This is a genomic window from Chryseobacterium sp. 14P4.3.2 (assembly GCF_057799275.1).
Map to the genome: position 1 here is coordinate 44,860 of NZ_JBYOKO010000012.1, position 24,390 is coordinate 69,249.

The following is a 24,390-nucleotide window of genomic DNA, read 5'->3' on the forward strand; positions in this document are numbered from 1 at the left end:
TTCATTCTATTATTATAACAAATTTACAAGAGAACAATGAAATCGTGACCAGCGAGCAATATGATATTTTACACAAATAGCAAAATTTAATCTATTATTTTTATAATAGATATGTATAACTTATACTATTTTTATTATACAATAATCCCTCCTAACTTTGCAGAGTAAAATTTAAACAATCATCAAAAAATGAAAAAAGTATTAATTATCAACGGAGGACAGAATTTCGGACATTCCGGAGGAAAATATAATCAAACTATAGCAGAGAACACTTTAGCAGTTCTTAAAGAATTTGAAAATGTAGAGGTAAAGATAACGAATGTAAGTGAATACTATGACAAAAATGAAGAAGTCCAGAAATTTGTATGGGCTGATTATATCATTTATCATACCCCGATCTGGTGGTTTCAGCTTCCAAACGGATTTAAAAAATATATCGATGAAGTTTTCACAGCAGGTCATGCAAAAGGAATTTATATGAGTGATGGAAGAAATGCTGAAAATCCCGAGATTAATTATGGTACAGGAGGAATGCTGGGCGGCAGAAAATATATGCTGACTACAAGCTGGAATGCTCCTGCAACAGCTTTCACGCTTCCCGGAGAATTTTTTAGCGAAAGAAGTGTAGATGATGGACCATTATTTGGATTCCATAGAATGAATGCTTTTGTTTCTCTGGAAAAGATGGAAAGCTTCCATTTCCATGATGTAGAGAAAAATGCCAATATAGAACGTGACATGAAACTTTACAGAGAACATGTAAAAAACGTATTTGAAAAAGAATTAAAACAAGAATTAGTATCATGAAAATCCACCTTACAGCAGTAATAAAAGCAAAAGAAGAACATCAGAAAGAAGTTTTGGAAGTTCTTCAGAATATGGTGAAAGAAACCAGAAAAGAAGAAGCGTGTGAACTCTACAGCCTTCACCAGGGAATTGAGGACAAAAACCAATTTGTATTCTACGAAATCTGGAAAAGTAAAGAAGGATTGGAACAGCATAATCAGCAGCCTTATATTCAGGCTTTCGGAACTTTGGTAGATGAAAAACTTCAGGAAAAACCTCAGATTTATACCACTCATATCATTTAACTATGAAAAAACTGTCACTTGTATGTTTTATCCTTCTCACCGTAGGATTTATCAATGCGCAACACCAAAAATCTAATCATATGAAAAAGAAAATTTTGTTCGTCGTAACCAGTCATGATAAAAAAGGAAATACAGGCGAAAACACAGGATATTACCTTGGCGAAGTTTCTCACCCGTGGGAAGTTCTTCACAAAGCGGGCTATGAAATTGATTTTGTAAGTCCAAAAGGCGGAACTCCTCCTGTAGATGGGTTCGATTTGAAAGATCCTGTGAATAAGGAGTTCTGGGAAAACAAAGAATACAAAGACAAAATCGACCATTCTTTAACCCCAGCTGAAGTCAACCCGAAAGAGTATTCAACTATTTTCTATGCAGGAGGGCATGGTGCGATGTGGGATTTTGCTGATAATACAGAACTGGCGGCTATTGCTTCAAAAATCTATGAAGACGGAGGTATTGTGGCAGGTGTATGTCATGGCCCGGCAGGCTTGGTGAATATCAAACTGAATACCGGAAAATACCTCGTGGATGGTAAAAAGATCAATGCCTTTACCAATGAAGAGGAAGCTGAAGTAAAATTAACAGATGTAGTTCCTTTCTTACTGGAAAACAAGTTGAAAGAAAGAGGGGCCAAATTTGAAAAATCGGGACTATGGCAAAATCATGTGGTGACTGATCAAAGGCTGATCACAGGGCAAAATCCGCAGTCTGCAAAGAGTGTTGGAGAAGCAATATTAAAAGAGTTAAACAAATAACATATAATTTTTAAGTACAAAAGTCACAAAAGTTCTGAAATTTAAATGATCATGAGAATAAAAGATTTTCTTCTTATATGAACTTTCATGTACAGAACATTTAAACTTCATAAAGTAAACTCTATGTATAGAAAAATAATCTTTTGTGACTTTTGCGGCTTATTATTTAAAATAAAAAAATGGAATACAGAAAATTAGGAAATACAGACTTAGAATTATCTACAATTACACACGGAGCCTTTGCCATTGGGGGAAATATGTGGGGCGGTAATGAAAAACAGGATTCTATCAATTCTATTCACGCATCACTGGATCATGGAGTAACTTCTATTGACACGGCTCCATTCTATGGCTTCGGATTGAGTGAAGAAATGATTGGTGAGGCCATTAAAGGAAAAGACCGTTCAAAAATCCAACTATTGACAAAATTCGGTTTGGTATGGGACGGAAGCAATAACGGAAAAGGAGAATTTTTCTTTGATGCTCAGGACGAAGGAAAAATAGTCCCCGTCTACAAATTGGCTTCTAAGGAAAACATCATCAAAGAAGTTGAAGAAAGTTTAAAAAGACTAGGTACAGATTATATTGATCTTTTACAACTCCACTGGCCAGACAATACAACAGCAATCAGTGAAACAATGGAAGCGATGGAACTATTGATCCAACAAGGAAAAATCCTTGCAGCAGGGGTAAGTAACTACAGCATAGCACAAATGGAAGAAGCCGCCAGAACACTTACGCTAGCCAGTAATCAGGTTTCTTACAGCATGCTGAACCGTGCTATTGAAAATGATCTGGTTCCTTATTCTCTGGAAAACAATTCAGGAATCATTGTATACAGCCCGATGGAAAGAGGTCTTTTAACAGGTAAATATTTCAAAGAAACTCAATTAAAGGAAAACGATCACAGAAATGGTTATTTTTCACAGTTTGATTTAAATAAAGTAAAAACTTTCTTAGAAAAAATTGAACCTATCGCTCAGGACAAAGGAGCAACCCTTTCACAGCTGGTCCTTAGATGGACGGCCCTGCAGCCGGCAATCACGGTAGTACTAGCAGGAGCAAGAAATGCACAGCAGGCGATTGAAAATGCAAAAGCAATGTCTATTGACCTGTCTCAGGAAGAATTGAACTCCATCAATTCTGCTCTGAATGAAATATAATATGGAAACCCCGGTAAACTGTCTTTTTCTAGGAGATGATTTACCTGTTTTTTTTCCTCTTATTTCATAAATTATAAACAATGAAAAACAATCAATCAAAAACGTTTGAATTAATAAATTTTCTGAATAGCTCCAGGCTTGGATCATTATCAATCAGAACGATAAACCACGAAAATCAAGTCTTTAATTCTATTACCCTATAACTTATCATATAAAAGAGTTCTTCAAAATTGAAAAACTCTTTTTTTAAAATAAATAAGTAAATAGTCTGAAACAGATATTATTTTGCAATCGGAAGATGAGTACTAACTGCAATCCTGTTCCAGGCATTGATTGTAATAATAGCCATGATAATCTGTGCAATCTGAGCTTCGTCAAAAATAGCAATGGCTTTCTGATACGTTTCTTCTGTTAATCCATTTTGGCTGATCAGAGTAATTTCTTCAGTCATCGCTAAAAGTGCCTGTTCTTCTTCTGTAAATAATTCTTTTGCTTCTCTCCATGCGCTCAGAATAAAAATTCTTTGTGGAGTTTCTCCGTATTTTATGGCATCTTTCGTATGCATATCAAGGCAGAAAGCACATCCATTAATCTGGGAAGCTCTTATTTTTATCAGTTCTTTCTGAATATGACTTAAAGAAGTGGTCTGAAGATATCCTTCCAATCCCAACATAGCTTTATAAGCTGCTGAATCTACTGTTGCAATATTTAATCTTGCGCTCATTATTATATTATTTTTTGGTTAATTGATCGATACTCAAAGAATAGTATTGCTGGACCGCCAATAAAAGAGCAGCAGCGCTCCCTACCCATACAGAATAATTAAGTGGTGCTTTGGGTCCCATTGCAACAGTCATTGACAGGGCAAAAATCAACAATAATATACTGCTTCCGTAGGCTGCAATTCTGGTTTTAAACCCTGCAATCAGCATCAATGGAAAAAGAATTTCCAAAAAGGTTGCTGCATAAGCTGAAAAAGTACTTAGAGTTTCCGGAAGAAAAAAAGTCAGTTCTCTTGTATACATTTTAAAACTGTCCATGTTTCCCCATGAGGAATTTTCTTTACTCCACCATCCGAACCGGTCTGCTACAGCAGACAGCATGGTCACAGAAAGAGCAAGTCTTAAAAATAACTGTGGAAATTGGTTTTTTGTAGCTGTCATTGTATTCTCTTTTAATAACATGACAAATTTCCGGTTTCTGATCCGTAAAAATCTTAAACTGGTTTAAGAACGTAATTTGGCTCTGATCTCACTAAGATATTCTGGTGTAAAACCTAAAAAGGAAGCAATTAAGTATTGCGGAATTCTTTGGATAAACCAAGGGTACAATGTACTGAAATGCACATAATATTCTTCTTTTGTCATCTCATAAATATAACGGATTCTTTTTTCGGCAGCGGCATAAGCTGTTTGGTATACCATTCTGAAATAACGTTCCATAATGGGATGCTTTTCCAATAGAAGTTCCTGAGACTGAAAATCAAGGGTTAAGATTTTAGAATTTTCTACAGACTGAATATTGAAACTTGACTTCATCTGTTTTTCAAAAGCAAAAGTATCTGACATCCACCAGTTTTCTATGGCAAACTCCGTGGTTTGCTCTACTCCCTTTTCATTGACAAAAAATTTTCTCAGACATCCCTCCAAAACAAAATATTTAAACTTACAAACATCACCCTCAAGCATCAGGTTTTCTTTCTTTTTTACTTTTAAAACCTGAAAAAAAGAAATGATGGAAGCAAATTCCTCATCATTGATCGTAATGAATTTATCTAAATGCGCTTTGAAAGTTTCCATTTTAAAATTTAGTAACCAAACTTAACTTTATTTTTTTAGTTTTACAATGACAAAATATTTAATCATGGAAATCGTAGCCAAAATTCTTATCGCTGTTGTTGCTCTGGAACATCTTTATATTCTCTGGATGGAAATGTTTGCATGGGAAACCAAAGGAAAGGAAGTTTTCAAAGCTGCTCTGCCCGCCGAAATGTTTAAGCCTACCAAAGGACTTGCGGCTAATCAGGGACTTTATAATGGTTTTCTGGCTGCCGGACTGATATGGTCGTTTTTGATTAAAGATCCGCAATGGCAGACTAACGTGGCCCTATTCTTTTTGGGATGCGTAGCGGTTGCTGGAATCTATGGAGCAATTTCTGCAACGAAGAAAATATTTTTCGTTCAGGCTTTACCTGCTATTCTGGCCATTATTGTTGTTTTACTGAGGTAATTTAATTAGTCATATTTCTAAAGAATTTTTTTTAAATATTAGGATCCTCAATATACTCCTATCTTCAATGATCATGAGAAAAACTGTTGTGAATTCACCCTTCCATAACCAGTCTTTAAACCAGCTCCTTACGTCTCAAAAATCCATTTAATATAAAATTTGTACCTTTGCACCGTCATAAAAAACTGATACACAGGTTTTTTCTATTGGCCTGCATTTTGATGAAATGTAGAAATTCAAGTTGTTCTGTACACATATCTTTAATTACTTCATCAGTAATTTAATTGTAAAATTTATGTAAGATATTAACCTATTTTTACATAATACACTCTTTTTCTAGAGTATAATCTATTGAAATATTTAAAATAAACATAAGGCCATTGGGTCCTTATGGTAATATTTTTTTGTTAAAAGCTTTTGTCATTATAAGCTCAGTAATTTATTTTACATGACCAGCAGCAGAATAACTAAATTTATCGTATATAATAAATTGGTATACAATTTATTATATCATTTATTAATCAAAAAAATCTGAATATGGAAAAAAATGAAAACACTAGAAAAGTAAAACTTAAAGTTGAAGATCTGACCATTATCTTTGGTAAAAACAAAGAAAAAGCTCAGGAACTTTTAGACAAAGGTTTTTCCAAAAAGGAAATTCTTGAAAAAACAGGATGCACCATAGGAATCAACAAAGCAAGTTTTGAAATCTATGAAGGTGAATTCTTTGTGATCATGGGGTTGTCAGGAAGCGGAAAATCTACTTTACTTCGCTGCCTTAACAGGCTGAACGAACCCACTTCAGGAAAAGTATATATCAATGATGATGATATCACCAGCAAAAACAATAAAGAGCTTCTGGAAGTAAGAAGAACGGAGATGAGTATGGTATTTCAGAAGTTTGGACTGCTGCCCCATCATACGATTCTGGATAATGCAGGGTTCGGACTGGAAATCAGAGGAGAAGATAAAGCTTCCCGTGATGAAAAAGCACAGAAAGCACTGGATATTGTGGGATTAAATGGTTTCGAAAACCAATATCCTGCCCAACTTTCAGGAGGAATGCAACAGAGAGTAGGATTAGCAAGAGCTTTGGCTAATGATCCTGAAGTATTGCTTATGGATGAGGCTTTCTCGGCACTGGATCCTTTGATAAAATCTGAAATGCAGGATCAGTTGCTTGAATTGCAAAATACATTACAAAAAACCATTGTCTTCATTACGCATGACCTGGACGAGGCCATTAAAATCGGAGACCGTATTGTCATCATGAAAGATGGTGTCATAGAACAGATAGGAACAGCTGAAGATATTTTAACCAATCCTGCAAGTGACTATGTAAAAGCATTTGTAGAGAAAGTGGACCGCAAAACAATTATCACCGCCAGATCTTTGATGTTCGATAAAGCGACTGTAGTGCGTTTTAGAAAAGACGGCCCTGAAGGGGCCCTAAGAAAAATGAGAGCAACAGGCTTAGAAAACTTACCTGTCGTAGATTTTCAAAATAAATTTCTTGGTTTTGTAACGCTTAAGGACGTGGTTCAAATTGCAAAAAAGAAAGAACCAACCGTAGAATCAATTATAAACGGCAATGTGCCTTCTGTCTACCCTGAAGCTACCGTTGAAGAAATGTTACCATTAATTTCCGGAAGTAAATCAGCCATCGCTGTGGTAGATGAAAACAATAAATTTCTAGGTCTTGTTACCCAATTATCTCTCATTATAGAGGCTACGAAATTTAACGAAGAAGAAATCATTGAATTAAAAGAAATCGCAAACAATCAATAAGATGAATAAAACTATAGATATAGGTCAATATGTAGAAACTGCAATCAATTGGCTCACAGAAAATGGAAAACCTGTATTTGATGTCATAAAACATATAGGAAACTCCTCCATCATGGGGATCGAATGGGTTCTTGTAAACACTCCCTTTTATGTTATTATTCTCTTCTTTACACTACTGGCATTATGGAAAGCCGGAAAAGGTGTTGCTGTGGTAACCGCAGCCGGACTGAGTTTAATATTTTTAATGGGATTATGGAAAGAAACCATGGAAACCCTGGCGCTTATTTTTGTATCAACTCTTACAGCCCTGATTTTTTCTATTCCTCTGGGAATTTTTGCGGCAAAAAGCAAAGTAGCCGCAAAAATCATACGCCCTTTACTGGATTTGATGCAGACAATGCCTGCATTTGTCTACCTGATTCCTGCAGTATTATTTTTCAGTATCGGGAAAGTACCCGGTGCTTTTGCAACGATTATTTTTGCAATGCCGCCTGCCGTGCGACTAACAACATTGGGTATTGAAGCGGTTCCGAAAGATATTGTAGAAGCGGCAAGGGCCTTTGGAGCGACCAGCCGTCAGATTCTATTTAAAGTAGAGCTTCCTTTAGCTATGAAAACTATTTTAACAGGGATCAACCAAACGATACTATTATCCTTATCCATGGTGGTTATTGCAGGGATGATTGCTGCAGGCGGTTTAGGGGAAAAAGTACTGGAAGGAATTAATAATCTGGATATCGGATTAGGATTTGAAAGTGGTTTATCCGTAGTGATTTTAGCCATTATCCTCGACCGGATTACCCAGGGATTTGTAAAGAAAAAACAATAAAATGAAAAAGTTAAAATATCTATTTTTTCCCGTGTTAATGATGATTTTTGCAACATTAAATTCGTGCGAAAATATAAAAAACTCTAAGTATATAACCATAGGAATGGTAGATGGCTGGGCAGAAGATGTTGCGATGACACACCTTGCAAAGGCTATCTTGGACCAGCAGGGGTATCATGTCATTATTCAAAAAGCCTCTACAGATATGATTCTGGCCTCGATGAATAATGAAGATACAGACCTTTTCATGGGAGTCTGGCTCCCACATACACATGCTAAAAAATTAGCTAAATTTCCAGAATTAACTCATCTCGGAACAAGCTACGACAACGGTCGTATAGGATTGGTAGTTCCGGACTATGTTCCTATTCATTCAATTGAACAACTAAAACAATATCAGGATCAATTCAGTCATAGAATCATTGGAATTGAAAAAGGAGCGGGATTAGCATCTGGAACAGATAAAGCGATTATTGATTATAAACTGGATTATAAACAGATCAACTCCTCTACCATTGCGATGATCACCGAGCTTCAGAATGCCATACAACGTAAACAGTGGATTGTGGTCACAGGATGGCAGCCCCATTGGATGTTTGGTAAAATGAAGCTTAAGTTTCTTGATGATCCAAAAAAGATCTTCGGTGAAGCAGAGCAGATTAAAACATATGCCCGAAAAAGCTTTGATAAAGATCATCCGGAACTGGCAAAGTTCTTTTCCAAATTCCATTTGGATGATGAAAATATGTCTGATCTTTTAATAAAAATGGAACAGAGTAAAAATAAAGAAGCCACTGCTAAAGAATGGGCAAAAGATCATTCTGAACTGGTAAAATCATGGTTAGATAAAAATTAATATAACGATACAATTTCGTATTACTAAAAATCCTCAACTCTACTTTTCGGGTTAGACTGAGGATTTTTTTTATTGATTAAATTATACTTCGGAAGTACTCTCCGTTTTTATAACACACTTTAAAACAATACTTTTTGACAATAAAAAAGTCAAAAGTGAATTTAATAATATCATCTTATAATCAGCAAGGTTGGTTAAACTCGTATTCAACAGTATACAATTTTATCGAAGATAAAATCCTTGCCTTAAAGCATCTTTAATGGGAAACTTTCCGTCTTTGCGTTTTCCAACCTATTGAAACTACATCATTATCTCTTTGATCTTCTCTCTATAAAACAATATCTGTTGGTAATCTGTAAGGCGCTAAGAAATTTAATAATTTATTATAGCAAGGAATTAATAAAAGGGGGAAAAATTGTGTCTTTGCACTCTCAAACAATCAAAACTACTTCATCGACTCTTTGATCTTCTCTCTATGAAGCAGTCCCCAATTTACTAATGTTTCAGTAACAGGAAATACGGATTTTCCATATTCAGTTACTGCATAAGTTACAGTGATTGGTTTGGTATCCTGTATAGTTCTTGTAACCAATAAATTGATTTCCAATTCTTTTAATTCTTTACTCAACATTTTAGCAGAAATTCCTTCAATACTCCGTTCCAGTTTTTTAAAATGAATCTTTTGATCCGGCCTGTTGGTAAGATATCTTAAAATCATCAGCTTCCACTTTCCACCCAACACATCCAGACTGTCACGCATAGCAAACAACTCTTCTGTACAGTTTGCTTCTCTTTCGATCCCGTTTTCAATAATTTTTGCCATAATAGTTTCATGAAGGTAACTAGTAACCATTAGTTAACTAGTAGCAAATATAAACTATTCCGTATTTACATTTGTCTTTCCAATTAGCAATATCAAATCTTCATAATTTCTCAAACATCAATACTGATGAAGAAACTATGATGGCACATACCCTTTGAAATAATAAATATCTACCTATGAAAACAGTCATTTTAAATAAAAATTTTCAGCTTGAAGATGGTCATTCTGAGAAGCCTCACCCCAAAAACAATGAAGTTTTAATTCAGATTAAAGCAAGCGGTTTTAATCCTATCGATTATCAGATGCTGGAAAATGAATTGGAACGTAAATTAATCAGTTCCCCCATATTAGGACGGGAATTATCCGGAATTATTGTAGAAAAAGGAAGTGCAGTTACTCAGTTCAACATCGGAGATGAAGTATATTGTGGCAGCGGCTCTATGGGAAGCAACGGAAGCTATGCAGAATTTATTGCAGTTCCTGATGCTATTGTTTCACTCAAACCAAAAAATATTTCTTTTGAACAGGCAGCTTCCATTCCTTCAGCAGGAATGACTTCTTTACAGATCTTTAACCGCCTGGAACTGCATCCGGAGGATTCTATTCTTATAACAGGTGCTGCCGGAGGGGTAGGTTCATTTTTAATCAAACTGTTATTAGCTCATGACATCCGGCAGATCACAGCTACTGTTGGAAGTGAAAAAAACAGACAGATTCTGCTCAATATGGGTTTACAAGATGATCAGATCATCAATTATAAAGAAGAAAATATTACCGAAAACATTTTAAAATCCAATAATAGCAAGCCTTTCGATTACGGAATTGATCTGGTAGGAAATTATATGGCAGAAGTCACTGCAGAAGTTTTAAAAATAAATGGAACCTACGTAGATGTAACTGCTCTGGTTACTAAATATGCTCATGAACTCCTTTTCAATAAAGGAACTTTGATTATGAACATATCCAATTATGCTTACAGTATGATCAGAAACTATGATTATTACCAAGCCAGTTTAATGGAAATAAAAAAACTCATTGAAACCCATGTTATTACTCCCCCTCTGTATAAAATCATTGGAAGCCTTTCTCTGGAAACGGTTTTGCGGGCTCATACTATTTTAAAAAACAATCAGACACAAGGTCATAAACTTATCATGAAACATTAATCTATGAACAAAATACCAAGACGTATTGTAACAGGAATTAAAGACGGAAAATCCATTATCATGGAAGACCAGCAAACAGAAAACGCTGTGGAACATTTTCCGGGGTTGATCATTTCTGATGTATGGAATACCCAAAAGATGCCGGCAAGCTTAGATTTTGAAACAACAATTCCCAATACCGGATTTCCGCACACCCCCAAAAACGGAACCTATCTCCGTTATGTTGTTGTTCCTCCTGATGAAGACTTAGGAATGGAATGGAAAAGTGGAGAACCTCATCCAATGATGCACAAAACTCCAACCCTGGATTACATCATCATTCTTTCAGGAGAATTATATCTGATCATGGATGAAGGAGAGACTCTGCTGAAACCGGGTGACATCGTTATTCAAAGGGGAACCAACCATGCATGGAGCAACCGTTCTGATGAACCGTGCATTCAACTGGCGGTGTTGATCGATGCGGGGATTTAAATTAAAATTTATTTTGTTGGAAAACGCAAAGGCGTAAAGAAGAATAAATTATATGTTATTTTTAAGACGCAAGAAATGATCTATAAATTATAAATCCTTGCGACTTAAAAACAGAAAAGCTTTGCGCCTTTGCATTTTCCAACAAACCCCAGAAACATTAAAAAAACTCACGCAGATTTTACATAAACATCTGTGTAATCTGTGAGAAATAATATATAAATAACATTCAATTACAAAGCCGAAATTTCCAACAGTTTCTGCTTCATTTTTTCAGACGTCATCTGCCCCTCATGATAACATACTAAACTCTGATGCTTATCAAGAAATATCCACAACGGATAAACAGGCTGGTTTTTATTTTTAGAAAGTGCTAATACCAGCTCATGAATTCCTGAACTTCCATTGGACAAATAATTAAACTCATGATCCTGAAACCGGATCTTTTCTTTTGTCTTCTCTGCCTCAAAGTTGATAAAATAAAAATGTTCATTCATCATGTCAACCAATTCTTTATCTTTATTTAGATTAAAAGATTCAATTTTACAGATCATGCACCAATCTGTATAAATATGGATAACAATTGGTTTCAGATCTTTTTTCTGCCAATTTTCAAGTTCAGAAAAAGTGCCTGTCTTCATCTGAGACAGATAAAAACAGGGCACTAACATTAAAAATAAAGCTAATTTTTTCATTTTAAAGTGTATTTCACTCCCAGGAATCCCCGGATACCCTGCATGGGCGCATAGCCATAAGCTGTATCAAAGGTATAATGATTGGGATTGCCTACTGGATCATCAACATGTTTATCAAAGGGATCAAATGGCCTCATAAGAGGATCTTTAGGCGTAAAATTGAACAAATTTTTCAACCCGCAATACACTTCGAATCCGGATTTGAAACTTTTTGAAACCTGAATATTAGCAAGAGAATAGAATGGCGAATATTCAGGACGGTAGTCGTTAGGTAAAACCGGAAGTCTCATTGGTCCGTAAAACTGTCCGGTGAAATCTACAGTCAGATTATTTGGAAACCTGTAACTCATGCTATAAGTTCCACTCCATCTGGGGGCATGCAGCTGCTGAGTCTTTTGATTTTCATTATCGAATTTCTGATATACATCAAGGTAAGTGACTCCCAGATTAACACTGAGAGGAAACTGAAAAGTGAAATCTGCATTCAGGGAAGCTCCCCTGGAAATTCCATATCCATGAAGATTATCATAAATGATTCTATTGGGATCAGAATCAAAATCACCAACGATTTTATTACTGAAATAGGTATAAAATGCAGAAGCATCAAGACTCAGCATACGGTTTCCTACGGGAATCTTCCAGATATAGTTCAAATTACCGTTAACTGATCTTTCCGGCTGTAAATCTGATTTCACAACCACTTCACGGGAACCCGTAAGTGCAGCATGATCTTCCGTAAACAAATTGACTACCCTAAAGCCTGTTCCAAAATTGAAGCGCATTGTATGATAAGGGTTTGGGGAAAATTTCCATGCAAACCTTGGTGAATGTACAGAATGATGGATTTTATCATAGTCATATCTGTATCCGATCAATAAGGTGTTTTTATCATTAATCTCCCACTGATCCTGAATAAAGGCTCCCCAAATCGGTGACTTCATAGGTGCGTTGGTTATCCCGTCCGGAGCAAGAGTTCCCGGCGTATTGTCATCATAAAAAGTTCTTTTAAAAGTAAGTCCGGCAGTAATATCATGTTTACCGAAACTTCTATCCCAATAGGTTTGTACAAAAGCAACCTTTTGAAGAGCATTAAATGGATTAGCGCCGTAAAATGAATTCTGATCATGGTAGTTATAAGAGAACTGAGTTACAATATGTTCTTTCATCGGCCACTCATACAATCCGAAAATTTCAGCTCTGTTGGTATAAATACTTTCCCCATATACTTCATTACTTCCACGAAATGATTTATTCCATTGCATTTCACCGCCAAAACGGTCTTCATACAGATATCTCATGGCGAAACTTGCCTGTCTGTTTTCTTTTCGTTTAAAATTCCATTTATTAAAGATAGAAATTCTGCTCTGTAAAGTGGTATCTGTGAAATTGTCCTTATTCTGGTCTATCCTTTCTTTAAAATTGAAATAATTTAAGCTTAATAAAGAAGCGGCATTCTTTCCTACATTAAATTTGGTTGAAAAATCAATATTATTTTCATTCCATGTAGTGGTCATTAGATCTACACTCAGTTTGGGTGCCGTCAAGGCATTTTTGGTAATAATATTGATCACTCCTCCCATTGCTTCGGATCCATAGATAGAAGAAGCAGGACCTTTCACCACTTCTATTCTGTCTACTAAACTATTGGGAATCCCGCTCAATCCGTATACTGTTGAAAGAGAGCTTACAATGGGCATTCCGTCAATCAGGATCATGGTATAAGGCCCTTCCAGACCGTTGATGTGAATATCTCCGGTATTGCAGACAGAGCAGTTCAGCTGAGGTTTGATGCCGTTTACCATTGCTATTGCTTCAAAAATACTTGGTGTCGGGTTTTTCTGGAAAAATTTCTGACCGTAGATTTCCACCGCCACGGGACTTTTGGATCTGCTCATCGGTTTTATAGTTCCGGTAACTACTACGTCATCAATAGTACTTGTCCTGATCTCCCTTTTAGAAACTCTGGCTGAATCTATGTTTTTATTTTGATGTAAACTTAAACTGTCTGTCTCCTGTGCAAAACAATAAGACGACAAAAAAGTAATAGAAAATAATATTCGCTTCATGAAATTATAATTGTTAGACAAATCTAACAATTATTTTTCAATTACAAAACTTAACGAGAAAATATTGATTGAGCCAATTCATGAAAAATGATTAAATTTGAGAAACTACATATGAAAGTAAAATGAGATATCATCTAGCGGGAAATATCCCACCAAAAAGACATACCATCTTTAAGTCTCCGGAAGATAAATTTTACTATGAACAGCTTTTCGGAACAGAAGGCTTTCACGGTATTTCTTCTTTGCTATACCATACGCACCGCCCTACCCAGATAAAATCGATAGGCGAACCAAAGGATGTAACTCCAAAAATTGCAGTAGAGAAAAACATCGCTCCGAGAATGTTCAAAGGAATGAATGTCACTCCTGAAGACGATTTTATGGACAGCCGAAAGATTCTTCTGATGAACAATGATCTGAAAATGGGATTGGCAAAACCAAGAAAATCAATGGATTATTTCTACAAAAATGCTGAATGTGATGAACTTTTATATGTTCATCAGGGAACCGGAATTTTAAAAACATTTGTAGGAGATCTTGAATTTGTTGCAGGTGATTATCTTATTATACCAAGAGGAACAATCTATCAGGTAGAACTGAAATCCGATGATACTGTATTTTTTGTACTGGAGAGCCACTCTCCCATTTATACTCCGAAAAGATACAGAAATGAATTCGGGCAGCTTTTAGAGCACTCACCGTTCTGCGAAAGAGATATGATTGCTCCTACTTTCAAAGAACCTGTAGATGAAAAAGGCGAATTTCTGATCAAAGTAAAAAAAGAAAACCAGATCACAGACTTCATTTATGCAACACATCCGTTTGATGTAGTGGGCTGGGACGGTTATTTCTATCCTTATAAATTCAATATTAAAAATTTCGAACCGATTACAGGAAGAATTCACCAACCGCCACCAGTTCACCAGAACTTTGAGGGGCACAATTTTGTAGTCTGCTCATTCTGTGCAAGAATGTATGATTATCATCCACAGGCTATTCCGGCACCTTACAATCACTCCAATATCGATTCTGATGAGGTACTGTTCTATACAGAAGGAGATTTCATGAGCCGTAACCATATTGATCTTATGGACTTTACCCTTCACCCGGGAGGAATTGTACATGGACCTCACCCTGGTGCGATGGAAAGAAGCATCGGTAAAAAATTTACAGAAGAATATGCGGTAATGGTAGATCCTTTCCGTCCTTTAAAAATTACAGAAGAAGCCTTAAAAGTGGAAGATCCATCTTATAAAACTTCTTGGCTGGAATAAAAAAAGAATAACAATGTAAAAAGCTATCCTAAGCATAAGGAAATTGTTACCAAATACATATAAAAGACACTTTAAATAACCCATTTAAAGTGTCTTTTTTCGTAAATTTGTAAGGAATGGTTAACATTTATAATCATCATTATTTTTCATAACAAAGCCTTAAGTAATGGTGGTTAAATAAAAATCAATATTACATGTTAGAAAGAATCAGATTAGAAAGCCTGCACCAAAAAGTAACTACGGCGGAAAATGCTGTAAAAATCATTAAAGACGGTATGATCATAGGATCAAGCGGCTTTACAAAAGCAGGTGACAGCAAAGCTATTTTGCCGGCACTGGCGGAAAGGGGAAAAACAGAAGAGATTAAAGTCACTTTAATGACCGGAGCCTCACTGGGACACGGTACCGACGGAAAACTGGCAGAAGCAAACGTGTTAAAGAAGAGGATGCCGTTTCAGGTAGATCCTATTTTAAGAAATAAGATCAATAAAGGTGAAATTCTCTTCATCGACCAGCATTTAAGTGAAAGTGCCGAACTTCTTCATACCAAAAATCTACAAAGCATTGATGTAGCCATTATAGAGGCAGCCTATATTGAAAGAGACGGAAGCATCGTTCCTACTACTTCTGTTGGAAATTCGGTGACCTTTGCGGCTATGGCTAAAAAAGTCATCATTGAGATCAATACAGAAGTTCCTGAAGAAGTTTATGGAATTCATGATATCTACCAGGCTGAAGACTATCCTTACAGAAACGTGATTCCAATTGTCGCTCCATGGAACAAAATCGGAAGAAAAAGTATTCCGGTGGATCCTGATAAAATTGAAGCCATTGTATTCACCAATCTTAAAGACAGCCCTGCAGACATTGCAGAACCAGATGAAAAGACAACAGCAATAGCAAAACATCTTCTTGGGTTCTTTGAGAATGAAGTGCTTTTAGGACGTCTTACAGACAGATTGCTTCCTCTTCAGGCAGGTATTGGGAAAGTAGCCAATGCAGTACTTACAGGATTCAAGGATAGTAATTTTTATGATCTGACGATGTTTTCCGAAGTCCTTCAGGACAGTACATTTGATTTGATAGACTCAGGAAAACTAAGTTTTGCCTCTGCATCATCTATTACCGTTTCTCAGGAATGCTATGAAAGAGTTTTAGGAAACCTCTCAAAATATAAAGAAAAATTTGTGCTAAGGCCTCAGAATATTTCCAATACCCCTGGTCTGATCAGAAGATTAGGAGTAATCGCCATCAATACCGCTATTGAATTTGATATTTATGGAAATGTAAACTCCACTCATATTGGAGGAACAAAAATAATGAATGGTATCGGAGGTTCCGGAGACTTTGCCAGAAATGCTTACTTAAGTATTTTTGTTACCCAAGCTGCTTCAAAAGGCAACAATATCTCTCACGTACTTCCTATGGTTTCCCACACTGATCATACAGAACATGATGTGGATATTCTGGTAACAGATGTAGGTCTGGCAGATTTAAGAGGATTAGCTCCTAGAGAAAGGGCTCAGAAAATCATTGACAACTGTGTTCATCCTGATTATAAAGAAGAACTTCAATCTTATTTTGACAGAGCATGTGAAAGAGGAGGCCATACCCCTCATCTGCTGGAAGAATCTTTCACCTGGCATTTACGTTTCGCTGACACCGGAAGTATGAAACAAAAAGCAGAAAATGAAATTCTGAATTAAGAATTTCTATTAATATATATAAAAGGACCAGATGCATTGCATCTGGTCCTTTATTTTTTATCCTTCTACAATACATCCAATATGACAAAAGTCTTTTAAAATCAATTAGGTATATAGAATAAGATAAGATTATAAAGATTATCTTTGAGAAAGACAGCTACTTTATGAGATAAAGATAATATCAACAACCTCATAAAACAGTATAAAAAATAAAGTATGCCTAATTACATAACTGCAGAAGAAGCGATATATACCATAAAAAGTGGCAACCGTGTATTTTTCCATGGAAGTGCGTGTACTCCAAATTATCTGATTGATGAACTGGCAAGACAGTCAGCCCGGCTGCAAAATGTAGAAGTGGTTTCTATTACTCAGCAGGGAAATGTAGAAATCGCAAAACCAGAATACAAAGACAGTTTCTTTATCAACTCTTTATTTGTTTCCACCCCTGTGCGTGATGCCGTAAATTCAGACAGAGGAGACTTTGTTCCTGTATTCTTAAGTGAGATCCCTATTTTGTTCAGAAAGAATATTCTCCCGCTAGATGTGGCATTAGTTACCGTCTCTCCGCCAGACAGACATGGTTTTTGCACATTGGGAACTTCAGTAGATATTGCAAGATCCGCTGTGGATACTGCGAAAATCATTGTTGCGGTCGTTAATCCCAAAATGCCCAGAACACACGGAGACGGTATGATCCACATTAGCAGAATTCATAAGCTGGTCTGGCATGAAGAAGAGTTACCAACAATAGACTATGGAACAAAGGTTGGCCATGAGGAAATGCTTGTCGGAAAAAATGTGGCAGAGCTTATTGAGGACAGATCTACCCTTCAGATGGGGATCGGAACAATTCCTGACGCAGTTTTAAAATGTTTAACCAATCACAAAGATCTGGGAATTCATACAGAAATGCTGAGCGACGGAGTTATTGATCTGATTCAGAATGATGTCATCAACAATAAATATAAAGGCTACAACGATAATAAAACCATTACAAGTTTCTGCTTCGGAACCCGAAAGCTGTATGACTATGTAGATGATAATACCGTTTTTGCATTCAGAGATGTGAGCGAGGTTAACTTCCCGATCAATATTATGAAAAATAAAAAAATGGTAGCGATCAATTCTGCTATTGAAATAGACCTGACCGGCCAGGTATGTGCGGATTCTATCGGGACACTTCAATACAGTGGTATTGGTGGGCAGATGGACTTCATGAGAGGTGCTGCATTAGGAGAAGAGGGAAAACCCATCATTGCAATAACCTCCAGAACAAAAAAAGGTATTTCCAGAATTGTCCCTTATCTCAAGCAGGGAGCTGGTGTGGTCACCACCAGAGGACACATTCACTATGTCGTTACTGAATACGGAACAGCCTATCTATATGGGAAAAATCTGCGCCAGAGGGCACAGGAGCTGATCAGCATTGCACATCCTGATGACAGGGAAATGTTAGAAAGGGCTGCTTTTGAAAGATTTAAAAACTGATAGCCAACCAATAAAGCAATGGTAAATCTTTTGATGCAAAATTCAAAACATATTTTTAATACAAGCCAGCAAAAGATAAAAAAGCACTAATCTTTTGGCAGTATTTTTGATAAAACTCTTTATAAAACAAGCAAATTGAAGACTATATATAATTCGATAAGAGAAGAAATTGTAAAGCATTCGAAAGTAAGGAATTCTGTTTTGGGGAATGTGAATGAATGGAAAAGAAGCCATTATATTATTCTTTCAGAAATTATTAAGAACGAGCTATCTGAAGCTGAAGAACTAAAAGGAGGAAAAAAATTTGAAATTGGAAATACTATTTCTCATGTCACCCTGCAGCGTTTTTTTGAAAATGATTATCAGGATAAAACTCATAATGATCTGAGATTCTTAAAGACCCTGGATAAGATATGTATTTTCCTGGGGTACAAAGAGCTTAATGACTATATTCATATACTAAAAGACAAACAGGAAGAAAGTCAGGATGCAGATGAACTTTCATTTGTTACTCAGATGGTTTATGATTACTGTGCTACTGCTTTTGAGTTTTGTAAACAGTTCCCCAATCATAACACTGATCTGTTCAAAGATCTGGTATTTGAGGATTCTCCATTTTTGGAAAGAGTTTCACAATTCAGCAAAGAACTCTGTGAAAAGGACTTTCATCTGGTAACCAAAAACAACCGTTCCAACTACGAAGTTTTTGACATTCATGTGGTAACTGATGAACCTGATAAAAAAATTCTGGAATCTCAGGAATTCTGGAACCTACTTTTCAAAGTAGGAGAAACAGGAGAAGAACACTTTGTCAATCAATTGAATATGCAAATTTATTTTATCAAGAAAATAGATAATACCTGGAAGATCTGGGACAATTACAATCCGGATGCCGGAAGATTAAACAGAAAGATAGAAACGACCTAAAAAATAAAAAAGCCGCAAATTAATTCTGCGGCTTTCATGTTCGAAATATTTTTTTTCACTTGTGTTTTGTATTACAAATGTAAGAGGTTGGTTTTAAACATATGAAACTTAAATATACTTAAGTAAACTCTTCTTTAATGTTATATTAAATATATTTAATCATTCCAGGGTTATATTTTCGCAATGTCTAAGATTTTTGTAATTTGCATACCAATAAAATAAAAGTAAAAGAGAAAATATGTCAACACTTACATTTGCCGAGAAAATTGCTCAAGCAGAAAATTTCTTACCAATTAACGGTACGGATTACATTGAGTTTTATGTAGGAAATGCAAAACAGGCTGCCCATTATTACAAAACCGCTTTCGGTTTTCAGTCTGTAGCATATGCTGGTCCTGAAACAGGAGTAAGAGACCGTGCATCTTATGTGCTTCAACAGGGAAAAATCAGATTGGTCTTAACAACAGGACTTTCTTCTGACTCCGCTATCAGCGAGCACGTAAAAAAACATGGTGACGGAGTAAAAATTTTGGCACTTTGGGTAGATGACGCTTATGCAGCTTTCGAAGAAACAACTAAAAGAGGTGGAAAACCTTATTTAGAGCCTGTAACTTTAACTGATGAGCATGGTGAGGTAAGAATGTCCGGAATCTATACGTATGGAGAAACCGTTCACATGTTTATTGAAAGAAAAAATTACAACGGTGCTTTTATGCCTGGGTATGAAAAGTGGGAAAGTGATTATAAGCCTGAAGAAGCAGGTTTATTATACGTAGACCACTGTGTGGGAAATGTAGACTGGAACAGAATGATCCCTACCGTAGAATGGTACGAAAAAGTAATGGGATTTGTGAACATCCTTTCTTTCGATGACAAGCAGATCAATACCGAATATTCTGCATTGATGTCTAAAGTAATGTCTAACGGAAACGGATTTGCAAAATTCCCGATTAACGAACCTGCTGAAGGTAAAAAGAAATCTCAGGTAGAAGAATATCTTGACTTCTATGAAGGAGAAGGAGTACAGCACATTGCCGTGGCTACTAAAGATATCATCCATACAGTAACCGAGTTAAAAAAACGTGGTGTAGAATTCCTCTCTGCTCCACCGGAAGCTTATTACAACATGGTCCCTGAAAGAGTAGGCCACATTGATGAAGATTTGAAAAAACTTCAGGATTTAGGTATACTTATTGATCATGATGAAGAAGGGTACTTACTTCAGATCTTTACCAAGCCTGTAGAAGACCGCCCTACTCTATTTTTCGAAATCATTGAAAGACATGGTGCACAAAGTTTTGGTGCCGGAAACTTCAAAGCTCTTTTCGAAGCATTAGAAAGAGAGCAGGAAAGAAGAGGTAATCTTTAATTTTACATTAAAAATATAAGTTTTGTCAGGATACCATATTCTGGCAAAACTTTTTTATAAAACACAGTATATGAGAAAATTTTTAATCGGAATTTTATTCTTTGGGACATTAGGGCTAAAAGCTCAATATGGAACTCTGAATGCAATTCTTAAAAGACTTGAAGAAAGAAAAGGCATCAATCAGAATCTTGAACAGGTAAGTATTGACAACAAGAAATTCGTTTTCATTAAAGATGAAGCCGATCATACGGAAAGAGATTTCATTATTATCAAGGGAAATAATGCAACTTATGTAGAGATTTTTGATGATAAAGCTACCGGAGAAAGCAGTTCCAATGTTTTTACAGGCGATATTGTCAGAAAGAAAAATATGATCTCTCTGAGAGCAGATATGCTTGAAAATAAAAAAGTACCTCTGCCGGTTACCAAAATGTTATTACTAACAAGACAGGATAATATTCTGTATCTTATTGATGTCAATACCAAAGACAGATGGATTGATGAACAATCATATTCTAAAAAGGCAAAATAAACATCTCAGGGGTGTTATTTAATCTAACTTAAATCTAAAATTATGAAATCATTTGTAGACTATTCCTCAAATTCGGATTTTTCAATACATAATATTCCTTTCGGGGTAGCAGTTTTTAATAAAGAATATATCGGATGCTGTACAAGAGTCGGAGACCAGGTTATTGATCTTGCAACATTGTATGATCTTGGTTATTTTGACGACATTGAAGGATTAGACGACAATGTTTTTGAAGCCTACACCATCAACGAATTTATTGAACTGGGTAAACCTGTTACCAATGCTATTCGTACAAAAATCCAGACTTTACTGCAGGAAGGATCCATATTATCGAAAGACCAGAAAACAATTGAAGAGGCATTCTATGACCTGGATAAGGTTAAAATGATGATGCCGATTCACATCCCGAACTATACAGACTTTTACAGCAGCATCGAGCATGCAACCAACGTAGGAAAAATGTTCCGTGATCCAGCCAATGCGCTGTTACCAAACTGGAAACATTTACCGGTAGGTTACCATGGGAGAGCTTCTTCTATTGTTGTTTCCGGAACAGACATCAACCGCCCAAAAGGACAAATGAAGCCTGCTGATGAAGACAAGCCTCTTTTCGGACCATGTAAGCAATTGGATTTCGAACTGGAAATGGCTTTCATCATCAATAAAAATACAGAGATGGGAGAAAGTATTTCTACAAAAGATGCAGAAGATGCCATCTTCGGAATGGTCGTTTTCAATGACTGGTCTGCAAGAGATATTCAATCTTGGGAATATGTTCCGTTAGGGCCATTCCTTGCGAAAAACTTCGGTTCATCTATTTCCCCATGGGTAGTTACTATTGAAGCATTAGAACCATTCAGAACAGCATCTCCAACGCAGGATCCTGAAGTTCTTGATTATCTGAAATTTGAAGGTGATAAAAATTACGATATCAACCTTGAAGTTTATATACAACCTGAAAACGGGGATCAAAACCTCATCAGCGAAAGCAATTACAAGCATATGTACTGGAATATGACCCAGCAATTGGCTCATCACACAGTAAACGGATGTAACGTTGAGGTAGGTGATCTTTATGCAAGCGGTACTATTTCGGGAAGCGATCCGAAATCATTCGGATCTATGCTGGAACTTACCTGGAGAGGACAAAACCCTTTATCATTAAGCAACGGTGAAGAAAGAAAATTCATTGAAGATAATGATACCGTTACCATGAAAGCATGGGCAGAGAAAGACGGAATCAGAGTAGGTTTCGGTGAAGTTTCAGGAAAAATTATCCCAACGGTTTAAATTTTCACCACAAAAGTCACAAAAGATTTTATGGTTACACAGTCCTTTTTTACAGCTTTGACTGATAAGATAAATAGTGCCTGCATAGAAGTTCGCAAAATTCCAGGCTCCGGTTTATTGGAAAGTGTGTATCATAAATATCTGGAAGAAGAATTCAGATTAAGCAATCTGAGTTGAAAGTTCCGGTACATTACAAAGGAAAAGAGATTAATCATGATTTCTTTTGTGACTTTTTAGTTGAAGATTTAATTGTTATTGAATTAAAAATCAGTTGTTCAACTGATTGATATTCATCGCGTCCAGCTTATAAACTATATTAACTTAATGAAGAAACCCAAAGGTATTTTAATCAGTTTTAATGTAAAAAATCTATATCACGAAGGTCAGGAAACCTTTGTGAATAAATAATATATGCTTTTTTTAAACTTTAAGGGTTAAAGCTATTTTACTTAAAATTTTTGTGCCTTTTATGGTTAAATAAAATATGAAAACAGTAATCCCTTCCGAGATAACCTCCGTACAACTCCAAACCATTATGCAGACGGCTGTCTCACCACGTCCGATTGCTTTGGCTTCTACGGTAGATAAGGACGGTAATCATAACTTATCTCCATTCAGCTTTTTTAATATGTTCAGTACGGTTCCTCCGATTCTGATCTTTTCACCATCAAGAAGAGTTCGTGATAATACCACGAAACATACACTGGAAAATATTCTTGAAGTACCTGAAGTAGTGATTGGAACTGTAAATTTTCCGATTGTACAGCAGATTTCTTTAGCTTCTACAGAATATGAAACCGGGGTCAATGAATTTATAAAGTCTGGTCTCACAATGAAAGATGCTGAACTTGTACAGCCCAAACTAATTGAAGAGTGTCCTGTAAACTTTGAATGTAAAGTTTTAGAGGTAAAATCTCTGGGAGATCAGGGGGGGGCAGGAAACCTGATTATCTGTGAGGTTCAGAAAATTCACATCAGAGAAGAATATCTGAATGAAGAGGGGAACCTGGATCAGAAAAAATTGGATATGGTAGCCCGTTTAGGTGGCAACTGGTATTCAAGAAATAATGAAAACAGTCTTTTTGAGGTGCCTAAACCTTTGGTAACAAAAGGAATTGGATTTGATCTCCTTCCGGATGCTGTTAAATACAGCAAAGTGTTCACAGGAAATGATCTTGGAATGCTTGCCAATACAGAAGTACTGCCTTCCGGAGATTTCCATTCAGATGAAAATATTCATTTTGATGCTCAGAAACTACTTCTAGAAAGTAAAATTGAAGAAGCATGGAGTCTGCTTATCATAAAGTAAATCCATCCTATTATAAAAAAGGAAGCCTGAAAAATTTCAGGCTTCCTTTTTATTTTGCTTTTAATGATTCAGTGACTGTAATTTTTTTCTTTTCACTGAAATCTGTTAAACTTCCGTTCTGATCTATTAAAACATTCATATTGTCATCTTTTGAATCAAAATAAATATCTGTTGAATATCCCGGGCAGTCGTGCTGCTTACATCCTGTCACCTTGTAAATTCCGTTTTCAGAAGTAATAGGACTCTCCACATTAAAGTTTTTTACCATTTCATCATACTTCTTTCCTAACAATTTTTTGATTCTGTCTGTAAAGTTTTTATCCTCAAATAATTTGATATCGTGAGGATACTTCCCTACATTTTTGGTAATAATATTTTCTGTACCAGCTGCTGTGCCTGAATCTGCCTTTGTAGATGAGACAACAGAATCTTTAGGCATTGCTGTAGCCAAAGTATCTTTACCCATAGAAGATTCCGTTTTAGTTTCTTTCTTACATGAAACTACTGTTGTGAACAATGATAGCGCTACTGCGCCTGCAATAAGTTTTTTCATAATGGTA

At 36.0% G+C, this 24,390-nt stretch carries 25 protein-coding genes and 2 pseudogenes; 20 read left to right on the forward strand and 7 right to left on the reverse strand.

Features of this window, described 5'->3' with window-relative positions; translation table 11 throughout:
* Positions 1 to 189 precede the first annotated feature (189 nt).
* The 4 genes from AC27VX_RS16745 (at position 190) to AC27VX_RS16760 (ending at position 3,009) form a co-directional block, all read left to right on the forward strand.
* On the forward strand, positions 190 to 807 hold the full coding sequence (locus AC27VX_RS16745) for an NAD(P)H-dependent oxidoreductase (protein WP_236857685.1): 618 nt from the start codon (positions 190 to 192) through the stop codon (positions 805 to 807).
* Positions 804 to 1,091, forward strand: a complete 288-nt coding sequence (locus tag AC27VX_RS16750) for a putative quinol monooxygenase (RefSeq protein WP_488696770.1) — start codon at positions 804 to 806, stop codon at positions 1,089 to 1,091. Before AC27VX_RS16745 ends, AC27VX_RS16750 begins: the two co-directional genes overlap by 4 nt.
* Positions 1,092 to 1,171: 80 nt before the next feature.
* Positions 1,172 to 1,846, forward strand: coding sequence for a type 1 glutamine amidotransferase domain-containing protein (locus AC27VX_RS16755; protein ID WP_236857683.1), 675 nt, complete (start codon positions 1,172 to 1,174; stop codon positions 1,844 to 1,846).
* 179 nt (positions 1,847 to 2,025) lie between these two features.
* Positions 2,026 to 3,009, forward strand: a complete 984-nt coding sequence (locus AC27VX_RS16760) for an aldo/keto reductase (protein ID WP_300690241.1) — start codon at positions 2,026 to 2,028, stop codon at positions 3,007 to 3,009.
* 280 nt (positions 3,010 to 3,289) lie between these two features.
* Here the strand turns inward: AC27VX_RS16760 and AC27VX_RS16765 are convergent, their stop codons facing one another.
* The 3 genes from AC27VX_RS16765 to AC27VX_RS16775 form a co-directional block, all read right to left on the reverse strand.
* On the reverse strand, positions 3,290 to 3,733 hold the full coding sequence (locus AC27VX_RS16765) for a carboxymuconolactone decarboxylase family protein (RefSeq protein WP_236857681.1): 444 nt from the start codon (positions 3,731 to 3,733) through the stop codon (positions 3,290 to 3,292).
* 7 nt (positions 3,734 to 3,740) lie between these two features.
* A complete protein-coding gene (locus AC27VX_RS16770) occupies positions 3,741 to 4,172 on the reverse strand; it encodes a DoxX family protein (protein WP_488696773.1) in 432 nt (143 codons plus the stop codon).
* 63 nt (positions 4,173 to 4,235) lie between these two features.
* Complete coding sequence (locus AC27VX_RS16775) at positions 4,236 to 4,808, reverse strand: Crp/Fnr family transcriptional regulator (RefSeq protein WP_488696775.1); 573 nt, start codon at positions 4,806 to 4,808, stop codon at positions 4,236 to 4,238.
* A gap of 64 nt (positions 4,809 to 4,872) precedes the next feature.
* Here AC27VX_RS16775 and AC27VX_RS16780 point away from each other — a divergent pair, with 64 nt between their 5' ends.
* The 4 genes from AC27VX_RS16780 to AC27VX_RS16795 all read left to right on the forward strand — a co-directional run bounded on the left by AC27VX_RS16780 (position 4,873) and on the right by AC27VX_RS16795 (position 8,711).
* Positions 4,873 to 5,238 (forward strand): DUF1304 domain-containing protein, encoded by a 366-nt coding sequence (locus tag AC27VX_RS16780; RefSeq protein WP_236857678.1) that lies wholly within the window; start codon positions 4,873 to 4,875, stop codon positions 5,236 to 5,238.
* A gap of 537 nt (positions 5,239 to 5,775) precedes the next feature.
* The gene (locus AC27VX_RS16785) at positions 5,776 to 7,026 is read left to right on the forward strand and encodes a quaternary amine ABC transporter ATP-binding protein (RefSeq protein WP_300690236.1); all 1,251 of its coding nucleotides are present in this window, start codon (positions 5,776 to 5,778) and stop codon (positions 7,024 to 7,026) included.
* 1 nt (position 7,027) lies between these two features.
* Positions 7,028 to 7,855, forward strand: a complete 828-nt coding sequence (locus AC27VX_RS16790; protein ID WP_236857676.1) for an ABC transporter permease — start codon at positions 7,028 to 7,030, stop codon at positions 7,853 to 7,855.
* Between the two features lies 1 nt (position 7,856).
* A complete protein-coding gene (locus AC27VX_RS16795; protein WP_300690233.1) occupies positions 7,857 to 8,711 on the forward strand; it encodes a glycine betaine ABC transporter substrate-binding protein in 855 nt (284 codons plus the stop codon).
* Between the two features lie 445 nt (positions 8,712 to 9,156).
* Here the strand turns inward: AC27VX_RS16795 and AC27VX_RS16800 are convergent, their stop codons facing one another.
* Entirely contained in the window at positions 9,157 to 9,534 is a 378-nt protein-coding gene (locus tag AC27VX_RS16800; RefSeq protein WP_236859471.1) for a winged helix-turn-helix transcriptional regulator, read from the reverse strand.
* A gap of 176 nt (positions 9,535 to 9,710) precedes the next feature.
* On the opposite strand from AC27VX_RS16800, the gene AC27VX_RS16805 reads away from it, so the two are divergent.
* Both AC27VX_RS16805 and AC27VX_RS16810 read left to right on the forward strand, forming a co-directional pair.
* Positions 9,711 to 10,700, forward strand: coding sequence for an NADP-dependent oxidoreductase (locus tag AC27VX_RS16805; RefSeq protein WP_488696779.1), 990 nt, complete (start codon positions 9,711 to 9,713; stop codon positions 10,698 to 10,700).
* A 3-nt stretch (positions 10,701 to 10,703) separates the two neighbouring features.
* Positions 10,704 to 11,174 carry a cupin domain-containing protein gene (locus AC27VX_RS16810; protein ID WP_300690230.1) on the forward strand — a complete coding sequence of 157 codons (471 nt, stop codon included), beginning with the start codon at positions 10,704 to 10,706 and terminating at the stop codon, positions 11,172 to 11,174.
* A gap of 230 nt (positions 11,175 to 11,404) precedes the next feature.
* On the opposite strand, the gene AC27VX_RS16815 is transcribed toward AC27VX_RS16810, so the two are convergent.
* On the reverse strand, positions 11,405 to 11,866 hold the full coding sequence (locus AC27VX_RS16815) for a thioredoxin family protein (protein WP_488696781.1): 462 nt from the start codon (positions 11,864 to 11,866) through the stop codon (positions 11,405 to 11,407).
* Complete coding sequence (locus AC27VX_RS16820; RefSeq protein ID WP_300690226.1) at positions 11,863 to 13,932, reverse strand: TonB-dependent receptor plug domain-containing protein; 2,070 nt, start codon at positions 13,930 to 13,932, stop codon at positions 11,863 to 11,865. The genes AC27VX_RS16815 and AC27VX_RS16820 overlap by 4 nt, the downstream gene beginning before the upstream one ends.
* A gap of 122 nt (positions 13,933 to 14,054) precedes the next feature.
* Here AC27VX_RS16820 and AC27VX_RS16825 point away from each other — a divergent pair, with 122 nt between their 5' ends.
* From AC27VX_RS16825 to AC27VX_RS16870, 10 genes and pseudogenes are all read left to right on the forward strand, one after another.
* The gene (locus tag AC27VX_RS16825) at positions 14,055 to 15,206 is read left to right on the forward strand and encodes a homogentisate 1,2-dioxygenase (protein WP_300690225.1); all 1,152 of its coding nucleotides are present in this window, start codon (positions 14,055 to 14,057) and stop codon (positions 15,204 to 15,206) included.
* A gap of 194 nt (positions 15,207 to 15,400) precedes the next feature.
* Positions 15,401 to 16,912 (forward strand): succinyl-CoA:acetate CoA-transferase ScpC, encoded by a 1,512-nt coding sequence (scpC, locus tag AC27VX_RS16830; RefSeq protein WP_488696784.1) that lies wholly within the window; start codon positions 15,401 to 15,403, stop codon positions 16,910 to 16,912.
* A 216-nt stretch (positions 16,913 to 17,128) separates the two neighbouring features.
* Positions 17,129 to 18,403: an acetyl-CoA hydrolase/transferase family protein gene (locus AC27VX_RS16835; RefSeq protein ID WP_300690221.1), complete on the forward strand. Its 1,275-nt coding sequence runs from the start codon at positions 17,129 to 17,131 to the stop codon at positions 18,401 to 18,403.
* A gap of 135 nt (positions 18,404 to 18,538) precedes the next feature.
* Positions 18,539 to 19,330, forward strand: coding sequence for a hypothetical protein (locus AC27VX_RS16840; RefSeq protein WP_300690219.1), 792 nt, complete (start codon positions 18,539 to 18,541; stop codon positions 19,328 to 19,330).
* 238 nt (positions 19,331 to 19,568) lie between these two features.
* A complete protein-coding gene (gene hppD / locus AC27VX_RS16845; RefSeq protein WP_236857666.1) occupies positions 19,569 to 20,699 on the forward strand; it encodes a 4-hydroxyphenylpyruvate dioxygenase in 1,131 nt (376 codons plus the stop codon).
* 70 nt (positions 20,700 to 20,769) lie between these two features.
* Positions 20,770 to 21,231, forward strand: a complete 462-nt coding sequence (locus tag AC27VX_RS16850; protein ID WP_236857665.1) for a hypothetical protein — start codon at positions 20,770 to 20,772, stop codon at positions 21,229 to 21,231.
* Between the two features lie 42 nt (positions 21,232 to 21,273).
* The gene (gene fahA / locus AC27VX_RS16855; protein WP_488696786.1) at positions 21,274 to 22,521 is read left to right on the forward strand and encodes a fumarylacetoacetase; all 1,248 of its coding nucleotides are present in this window, start codon (positions 21,274 to 21,276) and stop codon (positions 22,519 to 22,521) included.
* A 30-nt stretch (positions 22,522 to 22,551) separates the two neighbouring features.
* A pseudogene (locus AC27VX_RS16860) lies at positions 22,552 to 22,808 on the forward strand (GxxExxY protein).
* Positions 22,798 to 22,929: pseudogene (locus AC27VX_RS16865) on the forward strand (GxxExxY protein); the annotation flags it as partial. The pseudogenes AC27VX_RS16860 and AC27VX_RS16865, both read left to right, overlap by 11 nt.
* A 76-nt stretch (positions 22,930 to 23,005) precedes the next feature.
* Positions 23,006 to 23,830 carry a flavin reductase family protein gene (locus AC27VX_RS16870; RefSeq protein ID WP_300690215.1) on the forward strand — a complete coding sequence of 275 codons (825 nt, stop codon included), beginning with the start codon at positions 23,006 to 23,008 and terminating at the stop codon, positions 23,828 to 23,830.
* 49 nt (positions 23,831 to 23,879) lie between these two features.
* Here the strand turns inward: AC27VX_RS16870 and AC27VX_RS16875 are convergent, their stop codons facing one another.
* Positions 23,880 to 24,383 carry an Ivy family c-type lysozyme inhibitor gene (locus tag AC27VX_RS16875; protein ID WP_236857663.1) on the reverse strand — a complete coding sequence of 168 codons (504 nt, stop codon included), beginning with the start codon at positions 24,381 to 24,383 and terminating at the stop codon, positions 23,880 to 23,882.
* Between the last annotated feature and the right edge of the window lie 7 nt (positions 24,384 to 24,390).